Source organism: Flavobacterium sp. Root186, from assembly GCF_001428525.1.
Classification (GTDB): Bacteria; Bacteroidota; Bacteroidia; order Flavobacteriales; family Flavobacteriaceae; genus Flavobacterium.
Genome location: NZ_LMHW01000010.1, coordinates 401,166 through 424,171, shown reverse-complemented (window position 1 = coordinate 424,171; position 23,006 = coordinate 401,166). Strand labels below are relative to the sequence as shown.

The window sequence follows — 23,006 nt, the reverse complement described above, 5'->3', positions numbered from 1 at the left end:
AAATCTCTCGCAAAATTTTTATTTAGCCACAGATTTAAAAGATTAAAATGATTTAATAAAATCTGCTCGAATCTGCAAAATTTGCGTGAAGCTAAAAACTTTATTCCTTTACGAGACTAAACCATATTAAAATGAAAAAAATACTTTTACTTTTTATCGCACTTACAATCAATAATATTCAAGCGCAGGAAGTTAAAACTTTAACCTATTTTCAAAATGACACTTTAAAACTAGATTTAGATTTATATCTGCCAAAGAAAAAAGCCGGTGAAAAAATTCCGTTGATTATGTTTGCTTTTGGCGGAGGATTTTCCGGCGGAGAACGTACCAGTGAAAAAGAATTCGGAAAATTTATGGCTGAAAACGGTTATGCGGTTGCCAGCATTTCGTACAGTTTATATATGAAAGGAAAAGATTTTGGCTGTAAAGGCGTTTTAACCGAAAAAATAAAAGCAATTCAAATTGGCGTGAGCGATATGTGGCAGGCTACAGCTTTTCTAATTGAAAATGCAGACAAATATAATCTCGATTCTTCAAAAATTTTTATTTCGGGAATTAGTGCCGGAGCAGAAATTGGTTTCCATGCTTCGTTTTGGGATTATAAATTGATGAATTTATACAAAAGTAATCTGCCGGAAAACTTTAAATATACCGGATTTATTGGAGGTTCGGGCGCTATTCAGGACATTAATCTGATTACGAAAGAAAAAGCAATTCCGATGTTATTGGCACATGGCAGTAATGACGATACGGTTCCTTATAGTGCGGGCTCGCATCGTTCCTGTCCGACAAATGCTTCGGGCTGGTTGATTTTATTTGGTTCGTATGCGGTTTACAATCATATGCAGGATTTACATAAAGATGTCGAATTGATTACTTTCTGCGGCGGCGGACACGAATTCTCCGGCTATCTTTTTCATGATGGTCAACAATATGTTCTGGATTTTGTAAATGATGTTTTGAAAGGAAAGAAATTTGAATCGCATTTGATTGTTCCTTCTAAGAAAGGAAAAGGTTCTGGGAAATATTTGTTTTGTGAGTAAAAAAATTGACCTAGCCAAAATCTTAAAATTTATTATTCTGTTTCCGGTTCGGCACCCAAAACAAACATTCTCAAACTGGACTAAAGTCCAGCCCTACAATATTTGATGAGCCTCCGGCTCTTTTCTCCATTTAGTTACGAAGGAAAAATCTACATAATTAAGGTTAACCTTTCAGCCTGGTTATTACAATATTCGACAAGCCCACGGCTTTTTTCACAATTTAGTTCCAAAGGAACGATCCATATTGTAGAGCTGGACTTCAGTCCAGTTTACCGTGATATTTACCAAATGTGCACCTCTAGTAAAACGAGCTATTTTTTTTATAAAAATGCTAAATTATTCGCTCTTGATAAATATTCTTTTTAAATACGAATAAGTTTAGGTAAATTTGCGCTTTATTTTTAGAATAGTGCAAAAACAAATCATAGTTCTCATTGGCGGTCCTGGTACAGGAAAATCTACGCTTATAAACGAATTAGTCGCTCGTGGCTATTGTTGTTACCCTGAAATTTCCAGAGAAGTTACACTCGAAGCCCAAAAAAGAGGCGTCGAGCAATTGTTCCTGGAACAGCCTTTATTGTTTAGTGAAATGCTGCTGGAAGGGCGTATTCAGCAATTTGAAAATGCTAAAAAAGAACCCGATACTATTGTTTTTATAGATCGCGGTATTCCTGATGTTGTGGCCTATATGGATTATATTGGCGATGAATATCCGGACGATTTTGTAAAAGCATGTGAGAATTATAAATATTCCAAAACTTTTATTTTACCGCCTTGGGAAGAAATTTATCAGAGCGACACAGAGCGTTATGAAAATTTTGAACAGGCACTTACAATTCAGAAACACTTAATAGAAACGTACAAAAAATACGGTTACGATTTAATTGAGGTTCCGAAAGATACGGTTGAAAACAGAATTCTTTATATCTTAGACAAAATTTAGCAGCCGGTTTTAAAGTTGCAAAACTAGAAACTGATTTCTACATTTTTAACTTTAAAACACAGGCCATGCAGGACGCACAGGAAATTCTTTTAAAATACTGGAAACATTCTAGTTTCCGACCGTTGCAAAAAGAAATTATTGATTCGGTTTTAGAAGGGCAAGATACTTTTGCACTGCTGCCAACGGGAGGCGGAAAATCGATTTGTTTTCAGGTTCCTGCCATGATGCGTGAAGGAATTTGTCTGGTTGTTTCGCCTTTGATTGCCCTGATGAAAGATCAGGTGGCGAATTTGCAGAAAAGAGATATTAAAGCGATTGCGCTAACAGGCGGAATTCATACCGAAGAAATTATTGATCTTCTGGATAATTGCCAATTCGGAAATTATAAGTTCCTTTATCTTTCTCCAGAGCGTTTACAGTCTGACTGGATTTTAGAACGCATTAAAAATCTTCCTATAAATTTAATTGCTATTGACGAAGCACATTGTGTTTCGCAATGGGGCCACGATTTTAGACCAGCTTATTTAAAAATTTCAGAACTTAAAAAATACTTTCCTAAAATTCCGTTTTTGGCTTTAACAGCAACTGCAACTCCACGAGTTGTAGAAGATATTAAAACAGAATTGGGTTTAAAAGATACCAAACTTTTTCAGCAGTCTTTTGAAAGAAAGAATATCGCCTACATGGTTTTTGAAGTCGAAGACAAATTGTATCGTGTTGAACAAATTTTGAAGAAAAATCCGCAGCCTTCTATTATATATGTACGAAACAGAAAATCGTGCTTAAATATGTCAACGCAATTGCAATCGTTGGGATTTAGAGCAACATATTATCACGGCGGACTTTCGGCTCAGGAAAAAGATAAGAATATGCAGTTGTGGATGTCAGAACAAGCGCAGGTTATTGTAGCCACCAATGCGTTTGGAATGGGAATTGACAAAGACAACGTAAAAACGGTTATTCATACACAATTGCCCGAAAACTTAGAAAATTATTATCAGGAATCTGGAAGAGCGGGACGAAATGGCGAAAAGTCATTTTCGGTTTTGTTATTTAATAATTCCGATGCAAATCAAACAGAGCAGCAATTTATAAGCGTTCTTCCTGATAAAAAGTTTCTAAAAACCATGTACATCAAACTATGTAATTACTTTCAGATTGCATACGGCGAAGGTTTAGACGATTCGTTTTCTTTTAAAATGAATCATTTTTGCCACAAATACGACTTCCCTACTTTGAAAACGTATAATGCTTTACAGTTTTTGAACCAACAGGGAATTATTACAATGTCTCAGGAATTTTCAGAAAAAGTTACGATGCAGTTTTTAATCGAATCGAAAGAAGTAATGCGATATATGAGTCTGAATCCAAATGATGAAGAAATTATTCTGGCGATTTTAAGAACGTATCCGGGAATTCACGAAATGAAAACACCTCTTAATCTTTCGCTGATTTCAAAAAAATCAAATCTTACTGAAGAACAGGTTACGGCTCTTTTAGAGAAATTGAAAGAGAAAGATATTATTGAATACAAATCTAAAAACAACGACGCAACAATTTTATTTAATGAAGTCCGCGAAGATGATTTGACGATAAACAGAGTCTCTAAATATCTGGAAAAACAAAACAAACTAAAACGAGATCAGCTTTCGTCTGTTCTCTATTATATTAAGGAAGACAAAACATGCAAAAACAGATTGGTTTTGGATTATTTTGGCGAAGAAACTAAATCGAATTGTGGCGTTTGTTCTTTCTGTATTACTCAAAAAGGAAAAATTACCGAAACTGATTCAATTGCTGATAAAATTCTTCACTTATTAAAGGCAACTGCACTAACTTCGCGTGAAATTCAGAATCAAATAAAATTAGATGCTAAAGATGTTATTCTGGTTCTTCAGGAATTACTGGAAAACAACCATATCATTATTTTAGCCAATAATAAATACGCTTTAAAATCATAATGGAAAAATTACGAATTATATTTATGGGAACTCCGGAATTTGCAGTTGGCATTCTGGATACCATTATTAAAAACAATTACGAAGTTGCTGGGGTTATTACAGCTGCAGACAAACCGGCTGGACGCGGACAAAAAATAAAATATTCGGCTGTAAAAGAATATGCACTAGCTAATAATCTTACTTTATTACAGCCAACGAATTTAAAAGACGAGAGCTTTTTAGCTGAGTTAAAAGCTTTAAATGCCAATTTACAAATTGTTGTTGCTTTTAGAATGCTGCCAAAAGTGGTTTGGGAAATGCCAAGTTTAGGAACATTTAATCTGCATGCTTCCTTGTTACCAAATTATCGCGGAGCCGCACCAATTAACTGGGCTATTATTAATGGTGAAACCAAAACCGGAGTCACCACATTCTTTATTGATGATAAAATCGACACCGGAGCAATGATTTTAAATTCGGAAATTGCAATTGAACCAACAGAAAATGCAGGACAACTACACGACCGATTAATGAATTTAGGAAGTACAACGGTTATCGATACTCTAAAAGTAATTGAAAACGGAAATATCACTACAACAATTCAGGAAGATGACAACGATATCAAAACAGCTTATAAACTAAATAAAGAAAATTGTAAAATTGACTGGACAAAATCCGGAGATGAAATCAATAATCTAATTCGCGGCTTAAGTCCTTATCCTGCAGCATGGTGTTTCTTAAAAGATAAAAATGAAGAATTAAACATAAAAATATATGAAGCTAAAATGGCTTCAGAGACTCATTCTTATGAAGCGGGAAGTTTAATCAGTAATAAAAAAGAAATCAAAATTGCAATAAAAGAGGGCTTCATTCAGTTATTAAGTCTACAATTACCTGGGAAAAAACGAATGCAAGTGGCTGAATTGTTAAATGGAATAACTTTTTCTGATAGCGCCAAAGTCTATTAAGGTCAGTAAAACAGGGGTTTCTACCTGTTTTTGATCGATAAACAACACGCTTTATGAACAAAAAAAACAAGTTATCAACAATTATTGCTAAAATTAAAGAAAACACTTGCACGCAACGGATTTCCTACTAAATTTGTGTATTAACAATTTTTTTTAACCAACAATTAATAACTAATTATTATGAACAAATCAGAATTAATCGATGCTATCGCTGCTGATGCAGGAATCACAAAAGCTGCGGCTAAATTAGCTTTAGAGTCATTTTTAGGAAATGTAGGAACTACTTTGAAAAAAGGCGGAAGAATTTCATTAGTAGGTTTCGGATCTTGGTCAGTATCTGCGAGAGCTGCTAGAGACGGTAGAAATCCTCAAACAGGAAAAACTATCAAAATTGCTGCTAAAAATGTAGTAAAATTCAAAGCTGGAGCTGAATTAGAAGGTGCAGTGAACTAAGTAAGAAAGTTCTCTAAACTAAATAATATAATTAAGACCCTCCTTATGGAGGGTTTTTTTGTGCGGTTTAACGATTTTTTTTGGGAATTTAAAATTTTTATGATTAAATTTAGTAAAAATTGTAGCCGTATGATTTCAGAAAAATTAAAAAAAGGACACCTGCTTATTGCCGAGCCTTCAATAATTGGAGATTTATCATTTAACAGATCGGTAATTTTATTAGCAGACCATAACAAAGAAGGATCAATAGGTTTTATCATTAATAAACCATTAAAATATACTATTAATGATTTAATACCTGAAATTGAAGCTAACTTTAAAATATATAACGGAGGCCCAGTTGAACAAGACAATCTGTACTTCATCCACAACATTCCTGACTTAATCCCGAATAGTGTCGAGATTTCTAACGGGATTTATTGGGGAGGGGATTTCGAATCAACCAAAGACTTAATAAACGACGGATCGATCAATAAGAACAATATTCGTTTTTTCTTAGGTTATACCGGTTGGGACGAAAATCAGCTTGAAAATGAAATGCAGGGAAATTCCTGGATCATCGCCGATAATAATTACAAAAACAAAATTATCGGAAAATCTACCACTCATTTCTGGAAAGAACAGATTATTGAGCTTGGCGGTGATTATGTTATTTGGTCAAATGCACCTGAAAACCCATATCTGAATTAATTTTCGGATATGGATTCATTTAGTTTCTGCACTAATAAATGAGCCAGATTATTTGTAAACTCTTTTTTTCGGTATTTGCTTATCGGTTGTATCCCTGTGATTACATTTGTGAGAAATAATTCATCTGCTTTTTGAAGATCAAACGGCGAAATTATTTCTTCTGCTACTTCTATGCCTTCCACCTTCTTAGCTATAGCTAAAATCTGTTTACGCATAATTCCGTTTAAACATCCTTCAGAGATTGGAGGTGTAATTAGTTTTTTGCCAGAAACCATAAATAAATTCCCTTGCAAAGCTTCTACAACATTTTTAGTATCGTTAACTAAAATGCAATTTGCCAATCCGTTTTCATGGGCAAAAATACTACCCGTGACATTAATCATTTTATTAGTCGTTTTAATCGACGATAACAATTGTTTTGCTATATAGAAGTCTTTATACAAATCAACTTCATATTCGGCTGTATTTAAAGCGTATAAAGTATTTTCAAGCGGTGTTGCGTGAATTAAAAACGAAACATCATTCGTTTTGGGCAGATATAAACCTCCATCGTTTCTAAAAACAGTTATTCGGGCTCTTGCAGATGAAACAATATTTTTTTGCTGCACAAGATTTAAAATCTGTTCTTCAAAATATTCCATTGTAAAATTCATCGGAATTTCCATTCTAACAACACGCATTGAAGCCATTAACCTAAAATAATGATCTTCGAGAAACAAGATTTTATTATTGATTATTTTTACTGTTTCAAAAACGCCGTCTCCGTATAAAAAGGCACGATTTTGAGTTAATACATTTTCTTCCTGTGCAATGTTTCCGTTAAAATTGATCATAAAAAAACCCTGAATTTTGTTCAGGGCAAATATAAGGCATAAAATAGACTTTTACTAAACAGATCCTATAAGATGTTTTAGGTCTGAGATTTGATTCTCCCACAATTGTTTAGCTTCTCCTACTTCTTCTTTTTCTGCAAAATCGACTACCATTAATGATACATCCTTAGTTAATTCATCGACTAAAATATGGAGTTCAAAAAAGTATTCAGTATCCTTACTGCTTTCATCAACCCATTTAAACTTTACTTTTTCACCTGTTTTTTTAGAAGCAAGACGTGCTTTTTCCTGCGAATCATTCCAGATGAAAGTAAAAAACTCACCTCTTGAATTAACATTGTCAGCAAACCATTCTGATAAACCTGACGGAGTTGATATATATTGATACAATAATTGTGGCGAAGAATTGATCGGAAACTCGATTTCGTAACGTATTTTTGAATCCATGTGCTACTTTTAATTTTTTCGAAATATAAGAATATATGTCCAAAAACAATGCGTTTTTAAAAATATTTTTTTTTCTTCATTTTATTCTTGTAAGCTTTAATATTATTTCTATCTTTGCACCCGCAATCAGGAATTCAATGATAGCAGTCCAGGCGAGGTAGCTCAGTTGGTTAGAGCGCAGGATTCATAACCCTGAGGTCACGGGTTCAACTCCCGTCCTCGCTACAAAAGGCAAAACCCTTAAACAGAAATGTTTAAGGGTTTTTTATTGGAATTAACCCTTCATTAACAAAAATGCAGGTGGAAATCTCAGAAAACACAAAATTAAACCCCTAACAATGGGATCAGTACAAAACTGATCTCAGGTTCTTCGATATCTTTTTTCTATTCTACATTAAAAACTACTACAACGTAAAATATAGAGAACTATAGTTCAGAAAAACATTAATTATAAATGCCTGAAATTTCTATCATTCTGAGATATAGGTTAGATATCAACATAATATAATTTTAAGAAAATATTTTTTTGCTTTTTTTCTTTGTTTTTGTCTGCATATTATTAGTGAATTTGACCGTTCCTTTTAAGTTATTTTTGAAGTTTTAAAATTATTATTTTAAACATATCGATATATCTAGATATATAGTTATATATTTGTGATATGGATATTATAGAAATTAATAAAGCATTGTCTAATCCAGTTCGAATAGATATGCTAAAGTGGCTAAAAAAGCCCGAAGACAATTTTCCTAAGCAAATTTATGTTCCGGATTTTAGTGATGGTGTTTGCGTTTGCCATATACAGGATAAAACAGGTTTATCACAATCTACTGTGTCACATTATTTAACTATGTTACAAAAAGCAAATTTGCTTATTGCCACTAGACACGGCAAATGGACCTATTATCGAAGAAACGAAAGTGAAATTTTAAAATACATACAAACATTGTCCAACGAGCTATAATTTAAACTTATAACTATACCAAATACTTTTAATTGAATTTTTTAATTAATAAACAGTAAAATAATATAAGATGGATCAGGAATTATTATTAATGGGAGCCAGTGCTTTGAAAAAAGCAGCCATAAATGAACAGGCTAAACAATATATTCTTTCAAATGATATTCTATTTAACACAATTAAAAAAGCGGCAAACCGATATATTGGAGGTGAAACATTAGAAGAAACAATTCAGAAAGTCAAAAATCAGAACAATCAAGGATTTAAAACTTCTATAGAATTCATGGGCGAAAATACACTCACTGAAAAAGAAGCTTTTGAAGCAACTAATGAATTTATCCGAATTGCTGAAGAAATTAAATTTCAAAAATTGAATTCGACATTCTCTCTTGATCTTTCTCATATTGGGTTATTAATTTCAAAAGATTTATGCTTAAACAATTTAGCTTTAATATGTCAGGCAGCCGAAAAAGAAAATATAGAAGTAACCATCAGCGCTGAAAACACTGAAATAACGGATGCGGTTATTGATTTATACAAAACAGCATCTAAAACCTATAAAAATACTTCTATAACACTTCAGGCTTATTTACACCGATCAATGGATGATTTTGAAGAACTAATTCAGGAAAATGGCAGAATTAGAATCGTTAAAGGGGCTTTTGAGACTCCCAAGAATCTTTCAATTCCAAGAGGAACTGAACTTAACGAACGATATTTATACTATGTAGATCAGCTGTTACTTAGAAATCACAAATGTTCCATTGCTACACACCATGATTTGATTCAGAAAGAAGTTGTTGAATTGCTTAAAAATTATAACCCAAGCAAAGATTTATATGAGTTTGAAAGTTTATACGGAATTCAAAATGAGCAATTAACCATCTTAAAAGAACAAGGTTATCCAACAAAAATATACTTTGTATATGGCAAAGAATGGTATTTATACTTATGCAACAGAATAGCTGAATATCCTTTGAATTTGTTTCAGGCGATAAATGATATTGTGAGCTAATTACGTATAAAAAAGCGCAGTTCTTCAACTCCGTCTTCACTACAAAAAAAGCATAAAATATTAAAAAACTGATAATTACAATATCTTGTCGTATTGTATATTTTATTCTGTATCCTTTCGTAAATTTGAAAGTATGAAGTATAATTGGCATTATTATTTCTAAAAATCATTTAATCTAAATCAGAAAATGAATACTTAAATTCTCCCGCTATGGAAATGATTTTAGCCTATATCGATTTACTTGGTTTTACAAAGATGATTGAGAAAAATCAAAAGAAATCAGAAGAAATACTACTGCAATTCTATGATATAGCTTTTCAGATTATCAATAACGATGACCGTCTTAAAGGGAATATTTCTTCTGATTGTTTACTGGTTTATTCTGAAAGTTATCCGGCATTAATAAATTGTCTTACTGAAATTTACAGAGGTTGTTTTTTATGGAACGACTCCTTTACAGATCCTGATTTCTATTTACTTCCAAGAGGTGCGGTAAGTATAGGCGAAATGACCATTGGGCAGCGAGATACCTCAATGACTATTACAAAAGATTTTATGATTGGCAAAGCTCTTGTTCATTCTTCTAAACTTGAACCCTTAATTAAAGGCAGCCGATTAGTGGTTGCTGTGCATAATAAAGATGAACAACAAATAGAAGCGTTACTTTATAATAAAGAGATTTGCAGCTTGCTGTATAGAAACTGTACCTTCAAATTCTGGAAAGATTACAGTTATGTAGATGCATTATGGTTTTTAGATTTAAACAAGCCGCCTCTTGAACAAAAGAAACAAGTAGTACAGCTCCTCAATATTGCCATTAAACTTGCCACAAAAAACAATAGAAACAAAAAAGTACTTACCCATTATATAAACACGTTAAGAATTGGGTTATTAAGTTATGCTCCGTTTATTGAGAATGAGGAAGATCAAATTATTAAAAACGTAATGAAAGAATTCAGGGCTGGGCATTATTGGTTAATCTGGCTTACGGTGATTGAAATTTTGCTTAATAACCAAAATAAAAAAAGTTATTCAGAATGGCGGTCTCTTCAATTATTTTATAAAAAAGTAAGCCTTGAAAAGAGCTGGATTTATATTCTTGAAGAAATTAACAAACCAGAAAAAGCGTATCTAAAAAAAGACATTCAGAGATTTGTAAATAAAATAAATCTCTGAATGTGTAAATGGGAAAAGTTTTCCTTCTTCTGATAGAAAATCCTTAAATAAAATACTTAGGATTTAATAAAGTTAAGAATGTCTGCATTCACTCTATCAGCATCTGTTGTTGGTATTCCGTGACAAAGTCCAGGATAAGTAATTATTTTTCCATTTTTTACCAATTTAATAGCTCTTAGGGCTGTGACATTATAAGGAACTATCTGATCGTCTTCGCCATGTAATATAAGTACAGGAAAATCAACACTTTTTAGATCTTCAGTAAAATCTGTTTCAGAAAATGCTTTTATACAGTCATAATGTGCTTTAATCCCGCCATTCATTCCCTGTCGCCACCAATTGTCCTGAATTCCTTTTTTTATATCTGCTCCTTCTCTATTATATCCATAAAACGGAAAAGTAATATCCTGATAAAACTGCTGTCTGTTATTGGCCGTATTAAAACGGATATCATCAAATACTTCTATTGGTACTCCATCTGGATTTCCTTCATTTTTAATCATATAAGGCGTCACCGCACTAATAAGTATTACCTTAGACACACGGTTTTTTCCATATTTTGCGGCATAATGAATCGCTTCACCTCCGCCAGTAGAATGTCCGATATGTATAGCATCTTTTAAATCTAAAAACTCCGTAAGTTCTGCAACGTCTGCAGCATAAGTATCCATTTCATTACCGGAATAAGTTTGTGTAGATCTTCCGTGTCCTCTCCTGTCATGTGCAATTACCCTAAATCCCTGATCTAAGAAAAATAGCATTTGTGCATCCCAGTCATCTGCTGATAAAGGCCAGCCATGATGAAAAAAAATAGGCGTTCCTGTTCCCCAGTCTTTATAATAAATCTCTGTTCCGTCTTTAACTGTAATCTTGCTCATTGTATTATGTTTTAATTGTTAGTATATATTATTGAAGTTTATAATTTTTCGTACCAGTCCAAAATATAATCTGCTACAGCTTCCCAGCCTGACTCTCCACATATAAAATGGCTTTTGCCCTGAAAAATTTTCAGGTCTACCCTGCTGTTGCTGTCTTTATATTTTCTGGCCAGTGTAGTGGTAAGCGATGAAGGGAAAATATTGTCACTGCCTCCGCCAATAAATAAAATAGGATTGTGAGGTTTACTAAAATCAATATTAGAAAAAGAATTCAATACCAATTCACGGCTTACTTTATAACTTTCCGGAACGGCAATACTGTCAAAAGCATTTGCTCTGTCTCTTTCCGGAAGTGTATTGAAAAAACATTTGTCATACCATTCACGGCTGCCCATGAAATATTTTTTGGAAGAAAAGAAACCAAATGCCGGTATAACTGATTTTAATGTTGCAAAGGGAGGAAATACATTTTTTGGAGGAGCACCATCAATACTAACTGCAGCAGCAGCTTTATCTAATTCTAATAATTTCATCGCGGCCATTCCTGCCATTGAATGTCCTATAATTAACGGCTTTTCGGGCAGGGTTTCAATTAGTTTAATAATATTGCTGACCACATCTATAAAACCCGTTTTAGTAAGATCAGGATGAACTTGCTTTCTTAAGTCAGAAGGAATTCCATCATGTCCGGGATTAGCCGGTGTGTAAACGGTATACCCTTTTTGTTCATATCGGTCCTTCCACTTTTCCCAACTGGTTTGGTTTACAAAGTTTCCATGTATCAGAATAATAGATTTTGATTTTGTCATAAGATTAATATTTAAGGAGTTATTGAGGTTTACATATTGACATATTTTACTTTTAAATTAGCATTACAATCTGAGCAAAGCACCTATTTTAAAAATTAGAATTCATTCCTTTATTAGAAATCCTAATACTAAAAGAATAGTCTAATTCCTGTCATGTGCCTAATCATGGAAACTGATAATGCAAGCACTATGCTAATTTAATAATTTATTGACAATCAATTAGATACATTTTTAAAAAAATATTATAATAACTATATTTCGCTAAAAATATCGCTTGTAATGAAATATAAATAATGAAATTTAACAGCTGCTATTTTTTTCTTAATCTAGATTAATCAAGGTGCATTTACAACTTCACTAAGTTTGTATAAGAAATTTAATGACTAAATTTAATTGTTGCCTTGCATTGTAAGTTTGTTAGAACAGCATTTCTATTCAATGAGGAAAAAATAATATGTATAAAAAGATAATAATTGAAAAATATGGAAACAATAAAACTAGAATTAGACGAGAAAAAACATGGCGCTTTTAATCTATATGTTGATGATAAAAAACAAGGCGAAATGACACTAAGCATTAAACCTGATTTACTCACCGTTTATCATACAGGAGTTGAACCTGAAGCAGAAGGAAAAGGTTATGCGAAAAAACTTCTGGACGAAATGACATCGTATGCACGTGCCAATAATTTGATGGTTTTACCGCTTTGTCCATACGTTCATGCGCAATTCAAAAGACATCCGGAAGAATATCAGGATATCTGGAAAAAATAATTAAAAGTCTTTATAGGCCACAGATTACACGGATTATATAGATTAATGCCGTATGACCAATTGCAAAATGGTAAAGCAAATCTGCTAAATCTATCAAATCTGCATGCAAATCTGCCTTACTTAATTAAAAAAATATAACATTATGAATACAGAAATTTTAACCGATGGCATTCCTTTAAATGAAGCTAAAAAAGCTTTGATTATGATTCATGGCCGTGGTGCGAGTGCTCATGATATTCTTTCAATTGCGAAACATCTTAAAGTAGATGACTTTGCATTGATAGCGCCTCAGGCACAAAACAGAACCTGGTATCCCTATTCTTTTTTAGCTCCTCTTAATGAAAATGAACCTTCTTTTTCAAAATCATTAGAAGCTATTCATCAGGCTGTTGTTGCAATTCAACAAAACGGAATCGAAAAAGAGAACATTTATTTTCTTGGATTTTCACAGGGTGCTTGCCTGGCTTTAGAATTTACAGCCCGAAATGCTGCAAAATACGGAGGTGTTGTGGCTTTTACAGGCGGACTTATTGGCGATAAAGTATATGAAAATCATTATTCCGGAAACTTCGAAAATACGCCAATTTTCATCGGAACAAGCGATCCTGATTTTCATGTTCCTGTTGAAAGAGTGAATGAATCTGAAGCACTTATGACAAAAATGGGTGCAGACGTTACTAAAAAAATCTATCCAAATATGGGACATACTATAAGTCAGGACGAAGTGGATTGTGCAAATGCATTAATTTTCAACAAAAAATAATGATTACAATAACACGAGTTTATAGCGATTCCAACGGCGAAAGTCATTTTGAAGATTTCGAAGTTCCGTTGAAAAACAATGGTGATATTGGATTTTTATCTGATGACGAACCTGTAAAATCTATAGTATTTAGAGAAGTCAGTCCTTCTTATGACTATGATTTTCACAATGCACCAGACCGCCAATATATTGTTTTACTGGAAGGCGGTGTAGAAATCGAAACTTCTTTAGGAGAAAAAAGAAAATTTGAAACCGGATCTATTTTATTGGTTGAAGACACCACAGGAAAAGGACATAAAACAAAAAATATTGAACCCAAACTTCGAAAATCAATATTTATAAAATTATAAAACTGCCGGCGTTCTGTCGGCTTTTTTATTCACCATTATTTAGTTTGATATTTCATACTTCAGCAAGGAGAATTTGAAAAATAGTCTTATCTGGATTATTATCGATTTTCTAAATAAAACAGCTTCTTTCATAAAATTGCGATATATCGTAAAAACAAAAACATAAGTAAAGTACTAACAAACAATTATTTAACAAACTTGGAATGTTATTTGGTTATTCGTTTTACAGATAATAAAAAGAGGTTTTATTTCTTAATCTAGGTTAATCGATCCAGAGCGATAACAGAGGTAAATTTGTATAAGAAATCAATAACAATTTAATATCATAAATACCATGGAAAATAAAATTTTAGGCTTACACCATATTACTGCAATTGCAGGTGACGCAAAAAGAAACTTCAACTTTTATTCAAATATTTTAGGATTACGTTTCATTAAAAAAACAGTAAATTTTGATGATCCGGGAACATATCACTTTTACTTTGGTGATGAAGTAGGAAGTGCCGGAACAATCTTAACTTTTTTCCCTTGGGGAGAAGGAATTCAGCAAGGAAGAAAAGGTTCTGGAATGGCTACAGAAATTGGATATTCTGTTCCAAAAGGAAGCTTGGATTTTTGGCAGAAACGTTTTGAGCAATACAATGTAATTTATAATAAGCCATCTGAAAAATTCGGAGAAAAATACCTCACTTTCTTAGATCCGGATGGTTTAAAACTAGAGTTAATTGAATCTAAAACAGACGATAACAGAAAAGCCTGGGAAACAGATCAAGTTAAAGCTGATGTGGCTACTAAAGGTTTTCATAACATCACGCTGACTTTAAACGACATTAAACCAACTGCTGCAATTTTAACGGAAATATTTGGTTACAAATTAATCGATCAGGATGTAAACCGTTACCGTTATGCTACAGATGCTGTAGAAAACGCTGCAATTGTTGACTTGGTAGAATTGGCTGAAGAAAAACGCGGTTTAAATGCAAATGGAACTGTTCATCACGTTGCTTTCCGTGTAAAAAATGATGAAATTTTGATGCACTTTCGTGAAAAAATCGAAGCTTACGGATTGTCAATTACACCGCAGATAGACAGACAATATTTCCATTCTTTATATTTTAGAGAACCAGGAGGCGTTTTATTTGAAATTGCTACAGATAATCCTGGCTTTACTGTAGATGAAAGCTTAGAAGAATTAGGCCAAAACTTAAAACTTCCTGCTCAATACGAATCTCAAAGAGCTGCTATCGAAAATCATTTGGTAAAAATTAATTAATCATACTTTTAGAAAAAGCTATAAAAAGGCAAAACCCTTAAATATTTCTGTTTAAGGGTTTTTTATTGGTATAAAGTTAGAGACACAAGATCTTTTTCAATTAAGTATCATTAAAATAACTTAAAAATTCTCAATCCCATTTTGTAAAAATGCGGCATATTTTTTTACATCTGACTCGTATGCTGCCGGTTTAGAAAGCATATTTCCATTTGTATCCATCAAAACATAATAAGGCTGTGAATTGGTTTGAAATCTTTCTGTTTGAAAATCACTCCATTTATTGCCGACTGTTTTGATCTTTTTGCCGGTAGTTTTTGAAATGATCTGCTCCTTTTCTGGCAGCAATGTTATATCGTCTACATAAAGTGAAATCAGTACATAATTGTTATTCAATTTGTCCCATACTTCTTTATCACTCCATACATTGTCTTCCATCTTACGGCAGTTGACACAGCTCCACCCTGTAAAGTCAAGTATAATAGGTTTGTTTACTTTTTTTGCATAAGCCAGTCCTTCTTCATAATCATGAAAACAGTTGAGATTTTGCGGACATGGCTGTGAATGTTTTTCTGTCACATTCCCTGTATTGGATGAAACAGAAACTGCATTATTTTGATTCCATTCCTTGTAAAAAGACGGAGGTAAAAATCCGCTGGCTAATTTCAAAGGAGCGCCCCAAAGCCCGGGCATCAAATAAACCACAAAACTAAATATCAAAATAGAAGATACAAAACCACTAATTGAAACTTTCGAATTGTTTTCGTATTCATCAAATTTTAGTTTGCCTAGCATATAAAATCCAAATAAGGCAAAAATAACAATCCAAATAGCTATAAAAAGTTCACGTTTTAATATTCCTAATCCATAAACAAGATCAAAAGTTGAGAGAAACTTCAGCGCAAGAGCCAGTTCCAGAAATCCTAATATTACTTTTACCTTTCCCAGCCAGCTGCCCGATTTTGGCAGTTTTTTAAGCATACTCGGAAAGGCCGCAAAAAGCATAAACGGAATTGACAATGCAAGTGAAAATCCAAACATACCAATTGCAGGACCAACAATGCTTCCGCTGATTGCAGCTTCTACCAGAAGATTCCCTATAATTGGACCTGTGCAGGAAAACGAAACCAGAGCCAGTGTGAAAGCCATAAAAAATATCCCTATCAATCCACCTTTATCTGCCATTTCATCTGATTTGTTAAGCCAGCTGCTTGGAAGTGTTATTTCAAAAGCGCCTAAAAATGAGATCGCAAATACCACAAAAATCAAAAAGAAAATAAAATTCACGATACCATTGCTTGCCAAAGCATTAAGAGCATCCGGCCCCAAAGTGAGTGTAACGGTTAAGCCAAGAGTAACATAAATAGCAATAATAGATGCCGCATAAATAATCGCTCGTTTTATTCCTCCATTTTTTGTAAAATAACTAACCGTAAGCGGTATCATAGAAAACACACAAGGCGTCAAAATTGCCAAAAAACCGCCTAAGAATCCTCCCAAAAATATCCACCATAAATTAGCTTCTTTTGCTGGTGGTGCATAATTTGCATTTCCTGCACTTTGTTTAGGCATATACTTTAAATTAATTTCTTCGGTTTCTGGCGGAAGACACATCGTACTTCCGCACGACATATAGGTAACAGCTGCTTTAACTTTGACACTGCCTTTCACTTTAGGAATTATCTTTTGTATAAAAGTGACTTTATTTTCAAAATAATACAACGTTTGATTCTCAAACCCCTTCTCTATTCGGCTTAAGGGTTTGGGTTCAATCACTCGGCCTGCAAGGGCATATTGATCTGATTGTTCAAAATGAAAAGATGTAGAAAGCGGCCCATCCTGTATCTTGTTAAACTGACTATTGATATGCCAGCCTTTTTTAATTACAGCCGAAAATTTTAAATGCAAAGTATCACCAGAACCCTGTTCAATACTGGATTTCCATTTTACAGGATTTTCCTGAATTTGAGCGTTTACATTTATAAAAAGCAAAACGAAAAGTATTCCCAGAATACCCTTAAATTTTTGATTCATATTTATTTATTTTTTTGATTCTCCTTCAGGTTCAAAATCCAGCGAAATAGAATTCATGCAGAATCGTTTGTAAGTAGGCGCCGGACCATCATCAAAAATATGTCCCAAGTGAGCATCACAACGTCCACAGAGAACTTCTGTACGGCTCATTCCGTGTGAACTGTCGTCATGATAATACACACTATTTTTTCTAATGGGTTCGTAAAAACTCGGCCATCCACAGCTGCTCGCAAACTTGGCATCTGATTTAAAAAGTATATTGCCGCACGCAGCACAATAATAAGTTCCTTTGGTACTGCTTTTCCAATATTTCCCGGTAAAAGGTCTTTCCGTATTTTTTTCTCTTGCCACTAAGTATAAATCAATCGGTAATACTTTTTTCCATTCAGCATCAGATACAGTCAGTTTTGAAGTATCCGTTGTTGAATAGTAAGGGTTATTTTCATGTCCTCTCTCTGATTTCATATTTTGCGCATATCCGATGGCAGTCAACAAGGCCGTTATACAGCTTAATACTATATTTTTCATAGTGATCACTATTTGAGTTTCTTTTTAAATATTTCCCTGAATTTATCCAGCTCCGGCTGAATTACATATCGGCAATAAGCCTGATTGGGATGCTTTTTATAATATTCCTGATGATAATTTTCGGCATTATAAAATTTAGTAAAGGGTGTTACTTCAGTAACAATCATGGCTTGATAGATTTTTTTCTCTTTAAGCTGAGCAATACAATATTTGGCTTTCTGCCTCTGATCTTCATTATGATAAAAAATCGCCGAACGGTATTGTGTCCCAACATCATTGCCTTGACGATTTAACTGTGTTGGATCATGTGAAAGAAAAAAAGCTTCCAGCAATTCATCATATGAAATTAAAGACGGATCATAAACTATAGAAAATGCCTCAGCATGTCCGGTCGTTCCGGTGCAAACTTCTTCATAACTCGGATTTTCTGTAAGACCACCTGTATAACCAGACGTAACTTTTAATACTCCTTTAAGCTGTGAAAATTTAGCTTCTCCGCACCAGAAACATCCTGTAGCAAATGTTGCTGTTTCTGTTTGAACAGCCTTTGTCTGGGTCGAACTGCTCAGCTTCTTTTTAAAAGTGTGAAATGCAAATCCTGAAAGCGAGGAAAATAACAGGATATAAATTGCCAGAACATGTTTTTTCATAAATTTTATTATTAATTCAGATGAGCATCTGATGAGATTGTTCCTCTATAAAACTTCTGATTCAATCAAAAACGTAGATTATTGACCCGAGGCTTCTTTAGTAAATTCAAGTAATCCTGCACCATCAACATATCCAATGTGACTGGCAATTACTTTACCATTTTGGTCCAGAATTAAAAGTGTTGGCAGCCCTTCAATTCCCCATGATTTAGCTAGTGCGGTTCCTTCTCCTTTTTCTACATCTATGCTGAAATTGATATAATTTTTATTGAAATAAGCAGCTGCCTTAGAATCTTTGAACGTAGTTTTTTGAAGTTGTTTACAAGGTGCACACCATACTGCATAAGCATCTACGAAAATCTTTTTATGACTTGCTTTAGCCATAGTAAGTGCCTGCTGATAATTCTTTGAAATAAAATTTATTTCATTTCCTGTCGCTTTTTTCTGAGCACCCGCATTCAAAGCACAAAACATTGAAAACAGGAAGAAATAAAACGATATAATTCCGGAACCGTTTTTTAAATTTTTCATTTGAATAATATTTTAAGATTAACCGCTCCACGCACCGATGCCGTCAGTAACCTTGAAGCACCGATGCTTAATAGCGGACACTTTAAAAAATAGAACTGATTATTATTTTTTTAGATAAGAAAGTACTTCTTTAGAATGATCTTCACCTTTCATAAAATCTCTGAAGCTGTAAGCAATAACACCATCTTTTCCAATCACAAACGTTTCACGTCCGCTCAGGATCATAGTGCCTAAATTTTCTTCTTTTACGCCAAACAATTTCAATACTTTATTATCCGGATCGCTTAACAAATCAAAAGGAAGTTTTTCTTTTGATTGAAATGCTTTATGGCTTTCAACAGTACCTTGGTTAATTCCGATAACAAGAGCGTTGGCATCTTTGTATTTTGCGTAAGCATCTCTAAACGCACATACTTCGGCAGTACAAACCGGGCTCTGATCCATTGGGTAGAAAAAAACCACTATGTTTTGTTTTCCCAGATGATCTGCCAGTTTAAAATCTTTGCCATCTTGATTTTTTAAAGTAAATACTGGAGCCTTATCTCCTTTTTTTAATGTTTCCTGTGCGTAGATATTCGAAACTGTTAGAGACAGAATTGCAATTATCATCATTACAATTCCCTTCAATTTTTTTGATGTTATCATGATTTTAAATTTTAAATTGTGTCATTATTGACATTGTAAAATTGCAATACAAAAAAGAGTATGCTTTTGCGATTAAGTTCAATTATTTGGCAAATTGGTTCACCTCAAAAGTTATTTCATTTAAGCGAAAAGCTGCGCATCAGAAGTGATTTGGATACTTAAGGCTTTTGAGATTAAACAATTCTGTTCTGCTGCTTTTGTAACGGCTATAAACTCTTCTTCGTTAATTCCCGGTACACTTCCTGTAATCGAAAGATGAATTCCCGAAATAGCAAAACCTTCCATCGTTAAAGTCGCTTCAGTATTTAATAATGTTGGTGTTAAGCCTTTTTCTGTCAAGGCAAAACTTACTGCCATTGTAAAACAGCCTGCGTGTGCCGCCGCTAATAATTCTTCGGGATTTGTACCTTTTTCTTCTCCTGTAAAACGAGTTTTAAAACTGTAGTTGGTTTGATTTAAAATCCCGCTTTGAGTCGTTAATTCTCCTTTTCCCTCTTTTGCACTTCCTGTCCATTGTGCTTTTGCTGTACGTTTCATTTCTTAATTATTGTTTAATTTGATTGTCACTATTGACAGTACAAAATTGCGTTATACTTAAGAGAAGAATTTTGCCAATAAGCCCAATTATTTGGCGATTTAGTCCAAAAACAAAGCCTTAAATCTTTTCAGTTTAAGGCTTTGCTATAAGATATTTTATTTATTAGAAAGACAATAGAGAAATGCCGGCATTTACATAACCCACACTGGTATCATCACTTGTAAAAGAAGCGTTGCTGTAATGCTCACCATCCTTAAATAATCTGGAAGAGAAATAACTATTGAGGCCGCCTCCAACACTTAACATAATATTTTTGGCAAAGAGATATTCGAATGCTGCACCGCTTTTAAGTTCGATTGTATTGTAACTTACTTTCCCATCCAGCAGAGTATTACTGCGATTATAAAAAGTACTGAACGAACTTTGGTTGGAACCAAGAATAACCCAGGCATTTCTTGCCACTTCTTTTTTAAGATTAATTCCTGTGGGAATATCTACAATAAGTTCCAATCCTGAAGAAACGAACTTATGATAATAATTTATAATGGGTTCTACCGGAATTGGTGAAGAAGGGTCGATCAGCACCAAAAGTCCAACAGAAAATGAAGAATTTTCTGTTTTCTTTATAGGCAGCGTGAAACTTCCATTAAAATTAAAACGTCTCACAGAATTTAGATTATCAGAAATGCCTCTTGCTACCAATGAATATATGATAGGATGATTAAATATACGGTCAGATCTGGAATAATTCACCGCCACATCTATTGTGTTTCTATCCGATGTTAAAGGCATTAATTGAGAATCAGTAAGATTGGTTATATCTTTAAGTTCGATGGCGGTATACGTATAAAAAACCGTTGCCGAAAGAGAATTTCCACTCCACTGAATTGCCGGAGAATTGAAAAAAGTAGTGATGCGCTCGGTCTTTATTTTTCCTTTTGCAAAATCTTGATCATCCAGTTTTGAATCAAAATCGCTATAACCAAAACTGCTGGCAGAAACACCAAACTGTCTCAATGCCGGATAACGAATTGCGAGTTCTCTTTTTCCTGCACTTGTTGTGTCTGCTGCAGGATGTACAGATGACATACTGACCATGTTTTGCGCTTGTAATGCGCACGAGAAAAGTAAGATATAAATGAAAAAGGCTTTTATTTTCATGGCTTTGTTGTTTAAAATAGTATGTTTTTTGATCTAAAGTCCTGCTGCTTTATTAATTAATTTCTGTTTTCTAAATTGATAAATTGAACCCGCAATAAAGAGCAGCAATAAAATAAGAAGCGTATTACCAATTACAGGATCTTTAATATCTTTCGCTAACGGATGTCCAACCGGAACTCTCGTAAAAGTTTCATTAACCGTTGGAACTAGTGAAAGGAAAAAACTAAAAGACAGCCAGAAATTTTCAAAATAACGCGCTCTTCCGCTGTTTTTTCTTTTTGAATTCAGAAGATAGGCTGCCAGCACCAGAATGATTATAAAAATAGCAAAGACATGTCCCGGATTAAACCCGCCATGTTTGGAGATACCTAATGAGGTTAGTGAGGTAACGACTGTTCCGTAAAAATATATTTTGCCGGATAATGTATTCAAATTGATTTTACCGTATTTGATAAAATCTACTACTGCCGCTGCGATTGCGGCAACACCTATAATTGTGTGAAAAATTCCTAAGCTTGATAATCCCATTTTTTATGATTTAAATTTGTTTGAAAATACATAGCAAACTTCCGATAGATCAAGGAGAATGGTTTTGTCAATTAGTCCAACTATTTGGCAATTTGGTTCACAAAAAAAAGCATCCTTCAAATAAATGAAGGATGCCTAAATATTATACAAAACGAGTTTTACAATTACTCTTTGTTATTCAGTTTCTGGCGATAACTTGTTGGGCTGATGCTGTATTTGCTGGTAAAACTTTTGGTAAAATTTGCCAAATCATTAAAACCACAGTCAAATGCTATTTCAGTAATACGCTGATCAGAAACTTGCAGCAATTCGGCAGCTTTCTCCAGCTTTTTAGCCTTAATATAATTGGCCGGTGTATCATGGTATATTTTTGCAAATTCTCGTTTGAATGATGATACACTCAAATTATTCTGCTGCGCCAGTTCTTCAATTGTGAGCTGTGAAAGCAAATTTGCTTCAATTATTTGTTTGAAAGTGTAAGTCGTAGGAGAAAAAAGCTGCGATAGTATCAACTGTATCGATTCTGAATTTTGTGTTTGAGAAAGTAAAAGTATAATCTCCTTTACTTTCAGCACCAAAATATCTTCATTAATCAAAGAAGGATTTTCAAAATAAAACAATAATCCTTCAATGTATTTTTGGATTAGAAAATCGTTGTTTATTTTTTCACTTGATTTATTCGATATTACATTCTTAGGTTTCTGAAGCAGTAACGGAAGTTCCCTGTCGTATATTTTTTTTAATATCTCCGGATAGAACGTAACAATCACAATTTCACAATTACTTTTTGACTTTGAATTGTGTATTTGTTTCCCGGAGTTTATACAGTTCAGTAATAACGAATAATTCGTTGCAAGGTTTATCTGTTCATCATCGATTTGATATTCAACGTCTCCTCCTTTCACATATAAAAAACAAGCCTGTTCCGTAACCGGAAAATCAAAATTAAACGGCGGTGTCAATTCAATTTTTTGAATTAGTGTTTTGCCGTATAGATCGTGTTTTTTATAGTCGTTTATCATAACTTTTTTATTTGTCTTCTTTAGCCAATATTTAAATATGAACTACAAACTCTTTTCTG

At 33.6% G+C, this 23,006-nt stretch carries 26 protein-coding genes and 1 tRNA gene; 14 read left to right on the top strand and 13 right to left on the bottom strand.

The features are described 5' to 3' along the window. Positions 1-131: 131 nt before the first annotated feature. From ASD98_RS05545 to ASD98_RS05520, 6 genes are all read left to right on the top strand, one after another. Positions 132-1,043 carry a S9 family peptidase gene (locus tag ASD98_RS05545; protein ID WP_056201273.1) on the top strand — a complete coding sequence of 304 codons (912 nt, stop codon included), beginning with the start codon at positions 132-134 and terminating at the stop codon, positions 1,041-1,043. A 409-nt stretch (positions 1,044-1,452) separates the two neighbouring features. Beyond that, a complete protein-coding gene (locus tag ASD98_RS05540) occupies positions 1,453-1,986 on the top strand; it encodes an AAA family ATPase (protein WP_056201270.1) in 534 nt (177 codons plus the stop codon). A gap of 65 nt (positions 1,987-2,051) precedes the next feature. Beyond that, positions 2,052-3,947 carry an ATP-dependent DNA helicase RecQ gene (locus ASD98_RS05535; RefSeq protein WP_056201267.1) on the top strand — a complete coding sequence of 632 codons (1,896 nt, stop codon included), beginning with the start codon at positions 2,052-2,054 and terminating at the stop codon, positions 3,945-3,947. After that, positions 3,947-4,894: a methionyl-tRNA formyltransferase gene (gene fmt, locus ASD98_RS05530; RefSeq protein WP_056201264.1), complete on the top strand. Its 948-nt coding sequence runs from the start codon at positions 3,947-3,949 to the stop codon at positions 4,892-4,894. Before ASD98_RS05535 ends, fmt begins: the two co-directional genes overlap by 1 nt. Positions 4,895-5,074: 180 nt before the next feature. Beyond that, complete coding sequence (locus ASD98_RS05525; protein ID WP_012022249.1) at positions 5,075-5,347, top strand: HU family DNA-binding protein; 273 nt, start codon at positions 5,075-5,077, stop codon at positions 5,345-5,347. A gap of 129 nt (positions 5,348-5,476) precedes the next feature. Next, on the top strand, positions 5,477-6,037 hold the full coding sequence (locus ASD98_RS05520; protein WP_056201261.1) for a YqgE/AlgH family protein: 561 nt from the start codon (positions 5,477-5,479) through the stop codon (positions 6,035-6,037). Here the strand turns inward: ASD98_RS05520 and ASD98_RS05515 are convergent. Together ASD98_RS05515 and ASD98_RS05510 are read right to left on the bottom strand one after the other, a co-directional pair. Beyond that, the gene (locus tag ASD98_RS05515) at positions 6,034-6,870 is read right to left on the bottom strand and encodes an aminotransferase class IV (RefSeq protein ID WP_056201257.1); all 837 of its coding nucleotides are present in this window, start codon (positions 6,868-6,870) and stop codon (positions 6,034-6,036) included. The two genes, ASD98_RS05520 and ASD98_RS05515, sit on opposite strands and share 4 nt — an antisense overlap. Before the next feature lie 54 nt (positions 6,871-6,924). Beyond that, positions 6,925-7,317, bottom strand: a complete 393-nt coding sequence (locus tag ASD98_RS05510; protein WP_026727620.1) for an START-like domain-containing protein — start codon at positions 7,315-7,317, stop codon at positions 6,925-6,927. A gap of 151 nt (positions 7,318-7,468) precedes the next feature. Between ASD98_RS05510 and ASD98_RS05505 the strand changes: the two genes are divergently transcribed. The 4 genes from ASD98_RS05505 to ASD98_RS05490 all read left to right on the top strand — a co-directional run bounded on the left by ASD98_RS05505 (position 7,469) and on the right by ASD98_RS05490 (position 10,467). After that, a tRNA-Met gene (locus tag ASD98_RS05505) sits at positions 7,469-7,542 on the top strand. A gap of 434 nt (positions 7,543-7,976) precedes the next feature. Further along, complete coding sequence (locus ASD98_RS05500) at positions 7,977-8,279, top strand: helix-turn-helix transcriptional regulator (protein ID WP_056201254.1); 303 nt, start codon at positions 7,977-7,979, stop codon at positions 8,277-8,279. Between the two features lie 70 nt (positions 8,280-8,349). Then, positions 8,350-9,291, top strand: coding sequence for a proline dehydrogenase family protein (locus ASD98_RS05495; protein WP_056201251.1), 942 nt, complete (start codon positions 8,350-8,352; stop codon positions 9,289-9,291). A 210-nt stretch (positions 9,292-9,501) separates the two neighbouring features. Next, positions 9,502-10,467 (top strand): hypothetical protein, encoded by a 966-nt coding sequence (locus tag ASD98_RS05490; RefSeq protein WP_056201249.1) that lies wholly within the window; start codon positions 9,502-9,504, stop codon positions 10,465-10,467. A gap of 56 nt (positions 10,468-10,523) precedes the next feature. Here ASD98_RS05490 and ASD98_RS05485 read toward each other — a convergent pair whose 3' ends face one another. Together ASD98_RS05485 and ASD98_RS05480 are read right to left on the bottom strand one after the other, a co-directional pair. Beyond that, complete coding sequence (locus tag ASD98_RS05485; protein ID WP_056201246.1) at positions 10,524-11,345, bottom strand: alpha/beta fold hydrolase; 822 nt, start codon at positions 11,343-11,345, stop codon at positions 10,524-10,526. A gap of 38 nt (positions 11,346-11,383) precedes the next feature. Beyond that, positions 11,384-12,154 (bottom strand): carboxylesterase, encoded by a 771-nt coding sequence (locus ASD98_RS05480; protein ID WP_056201243.1) that lies wholly within the window; start codon positions 12,152-12,154, stop codon positions 11,384-11,386. 482 nt (positions 12,155-12,636) lie between these two features. Here ASD98_RS05480 and ASD98_RS05475 point away from each other — a divergent pair, with 482 nt between their 5' ends. The 4 genes from ASD98_RS05475 to ASD98_RS05460 all read left to right on the top strand — a co-directional run bounded on the left by ASD98_RS05475 (position 12,637) and on the right by ASD98_RS05460 (position 15,313). Next, the gene (locus ASD98_RS05475; protein WP_056201241.1) at positions 12,637-12,927 is read left to right on the top strand and encodes a GNAT family N-acetyltransferase; all 291 of its coding nucleotides are present in this window, start codon (positions 12,637-12,639) and stop codon (positions 12,925-12,927) included. A gap of 142 nt (positions 12,928-13,069) precedes the next feature. Beyond that, positions 13,070-13,690 carry an alpha/beta hydrolase gene (locus ASD98_RS05470; RefSeq protein ID WP_056201238.1) on the top strand — a complete coding sequence of 207 codons (621 nt, stop codon included), beginning with the start codon at positions 13,070-13,072 and terminating at the stop codon, positions 13,688-13,690. Further along, positions 13,690-14,040: a hypothetical protein gene (locus ASD98_RS05465; RefSeq protein WP_056201235.1), complete on the top strand. Its 351-nt coding sequence runs from the start codon at positions 13,690-13,692 to the stop codon at positions 14,038-14,040. Before ASD98_RS05470 ends, ASD98_RS05465 begins: the two co-directional genes overlap by 1 nt. Positions 14,041-14,374: 334 nt before the next feature. Next, on the top strand, positions 14,375-15,313 hold the full coding sequence (locus ASD98_RS05460) for a ring-cleaving dioxygenase (protein WP_056201232.1): 939 nt from the start codon (positions 14,375-14,377) through the stop codon (positions 15,311-15,313). Between the two features lie 120 nt (positions 15,314-15,433). On the opposite strand, the gene ASD98_RS05455 is transcribed toward ASD98_RS05460, so the two are convergent. The 9 genes from ASD98_RS05455 to ASD98_RS05415 form a co-directional block, all read right to left on the bottom strand. Next, entirely contained in the window at positions 15,434-17,344 is a 1,911-nt protein-coding gene (locus ASD98_RS05455; protein ID WP_056201230.1) for a thioredoxin family protein, read from the bottom strand. A gap of 6 nt (positions 17,345-17,350) precedes the next feature. Then, the gene (gene msrB / locus ASD98_RS05450; protein WP_056201228.1) at positions 17,351-17,872 is read right to left on the bottom strand and encodes a peptide-methionine (R)-S-oxide reductase MsrB; all 522 of its coding nucleotides are present in this window, start codon (positions 17,870-17,872) and stop codon (positions 17,351-17,353) included. 8 nt (positions 17,873-17,880) lie between these two features. After that, positions 17,881-18,522, bottom strand: a complete 642-nt coding sequence (gene msrA / locus ASD98_RS05445) for a peptide-methionine (S)-S-oxide reductase MsrA (RefSeq protein WP_056201225.1) — start codon at positions 18,520-18,522, stop codon at positions 17,881-17,883. Positions 18,523-18,600: 78 nt separating this feature from the next. Next, entirely contained in the window at positions 18,601-19,053 is a 453-nt protein-coding gene (locus ASD98_RS05440; RefSeq protein ID WP_056201223.1) for a thioredoxin fold domain-containing protein, read from the bottom strand. A gap of 102 nt (positions 19,054-19,155) precedes the next feature. After that, on the bottom strand, positions 19,156-19,698 hold the full coding sequence (locus ASD98_RS05435) for a peroxiredoxin (protein ID WP_082577797.1): 543 nt from the start codon (positions 19,696-19,698) through the stop codon (positions 19,156-19,158). Between the two features lie 120 nt (positions 19,699-19,818). Next, positions 19,819-20,235, bottom strand: coding sequence for an OsmC family peroxiredoxin (locus ASD98_RS05430; RefSeq protein ID WP_056201220.1), 417 nt, complete (start codon positions 20,233-20,235; stop codon positions 19,819-19,821). A gap of 163 nt (positions 20,236-20,398) precedes the next feature. Further along, positions 20,399-21,397 (bottom strand): hypothetical protein, encoded by a 999-nt coding sequence (locus ASD98_RS05425; RefSeq protein WP_128414784.1) that lies wholly within the window; start codon positions 21,395-21,397, stop codon positions 20,399-20,401. A gap of 33 nt (positions 21,398-21,430) precedes the next feature. Next, positions 21,431-21,925 (bottom strand): hypothetical protein, encoded by a 495-nt coding sequence (locus tag ASD98_RS05420; RefSeq protein ID WP_056201212.1) that lies wholly within the window; start codon positions 21,923-21,925, stop codon positions 21,431-21,433. A gap of 164 nt (positions 21,926-22,089) precedes the next feature. Further along, the gene (locus ASD98_RS05415) at positions 22,090-22,947 is read right to left on the bottom strand and encodes an AraC family transcriptional regulator (protein ID WP_056201210.1); all 858 of its coding nucleotides are present in this window, start codon (positions 22,945-22,947) and stop codon (positions 22,090-22,092) included. Between the last annotated feature and the right edge of the window lie 59 nt (positions 22,948-23,006).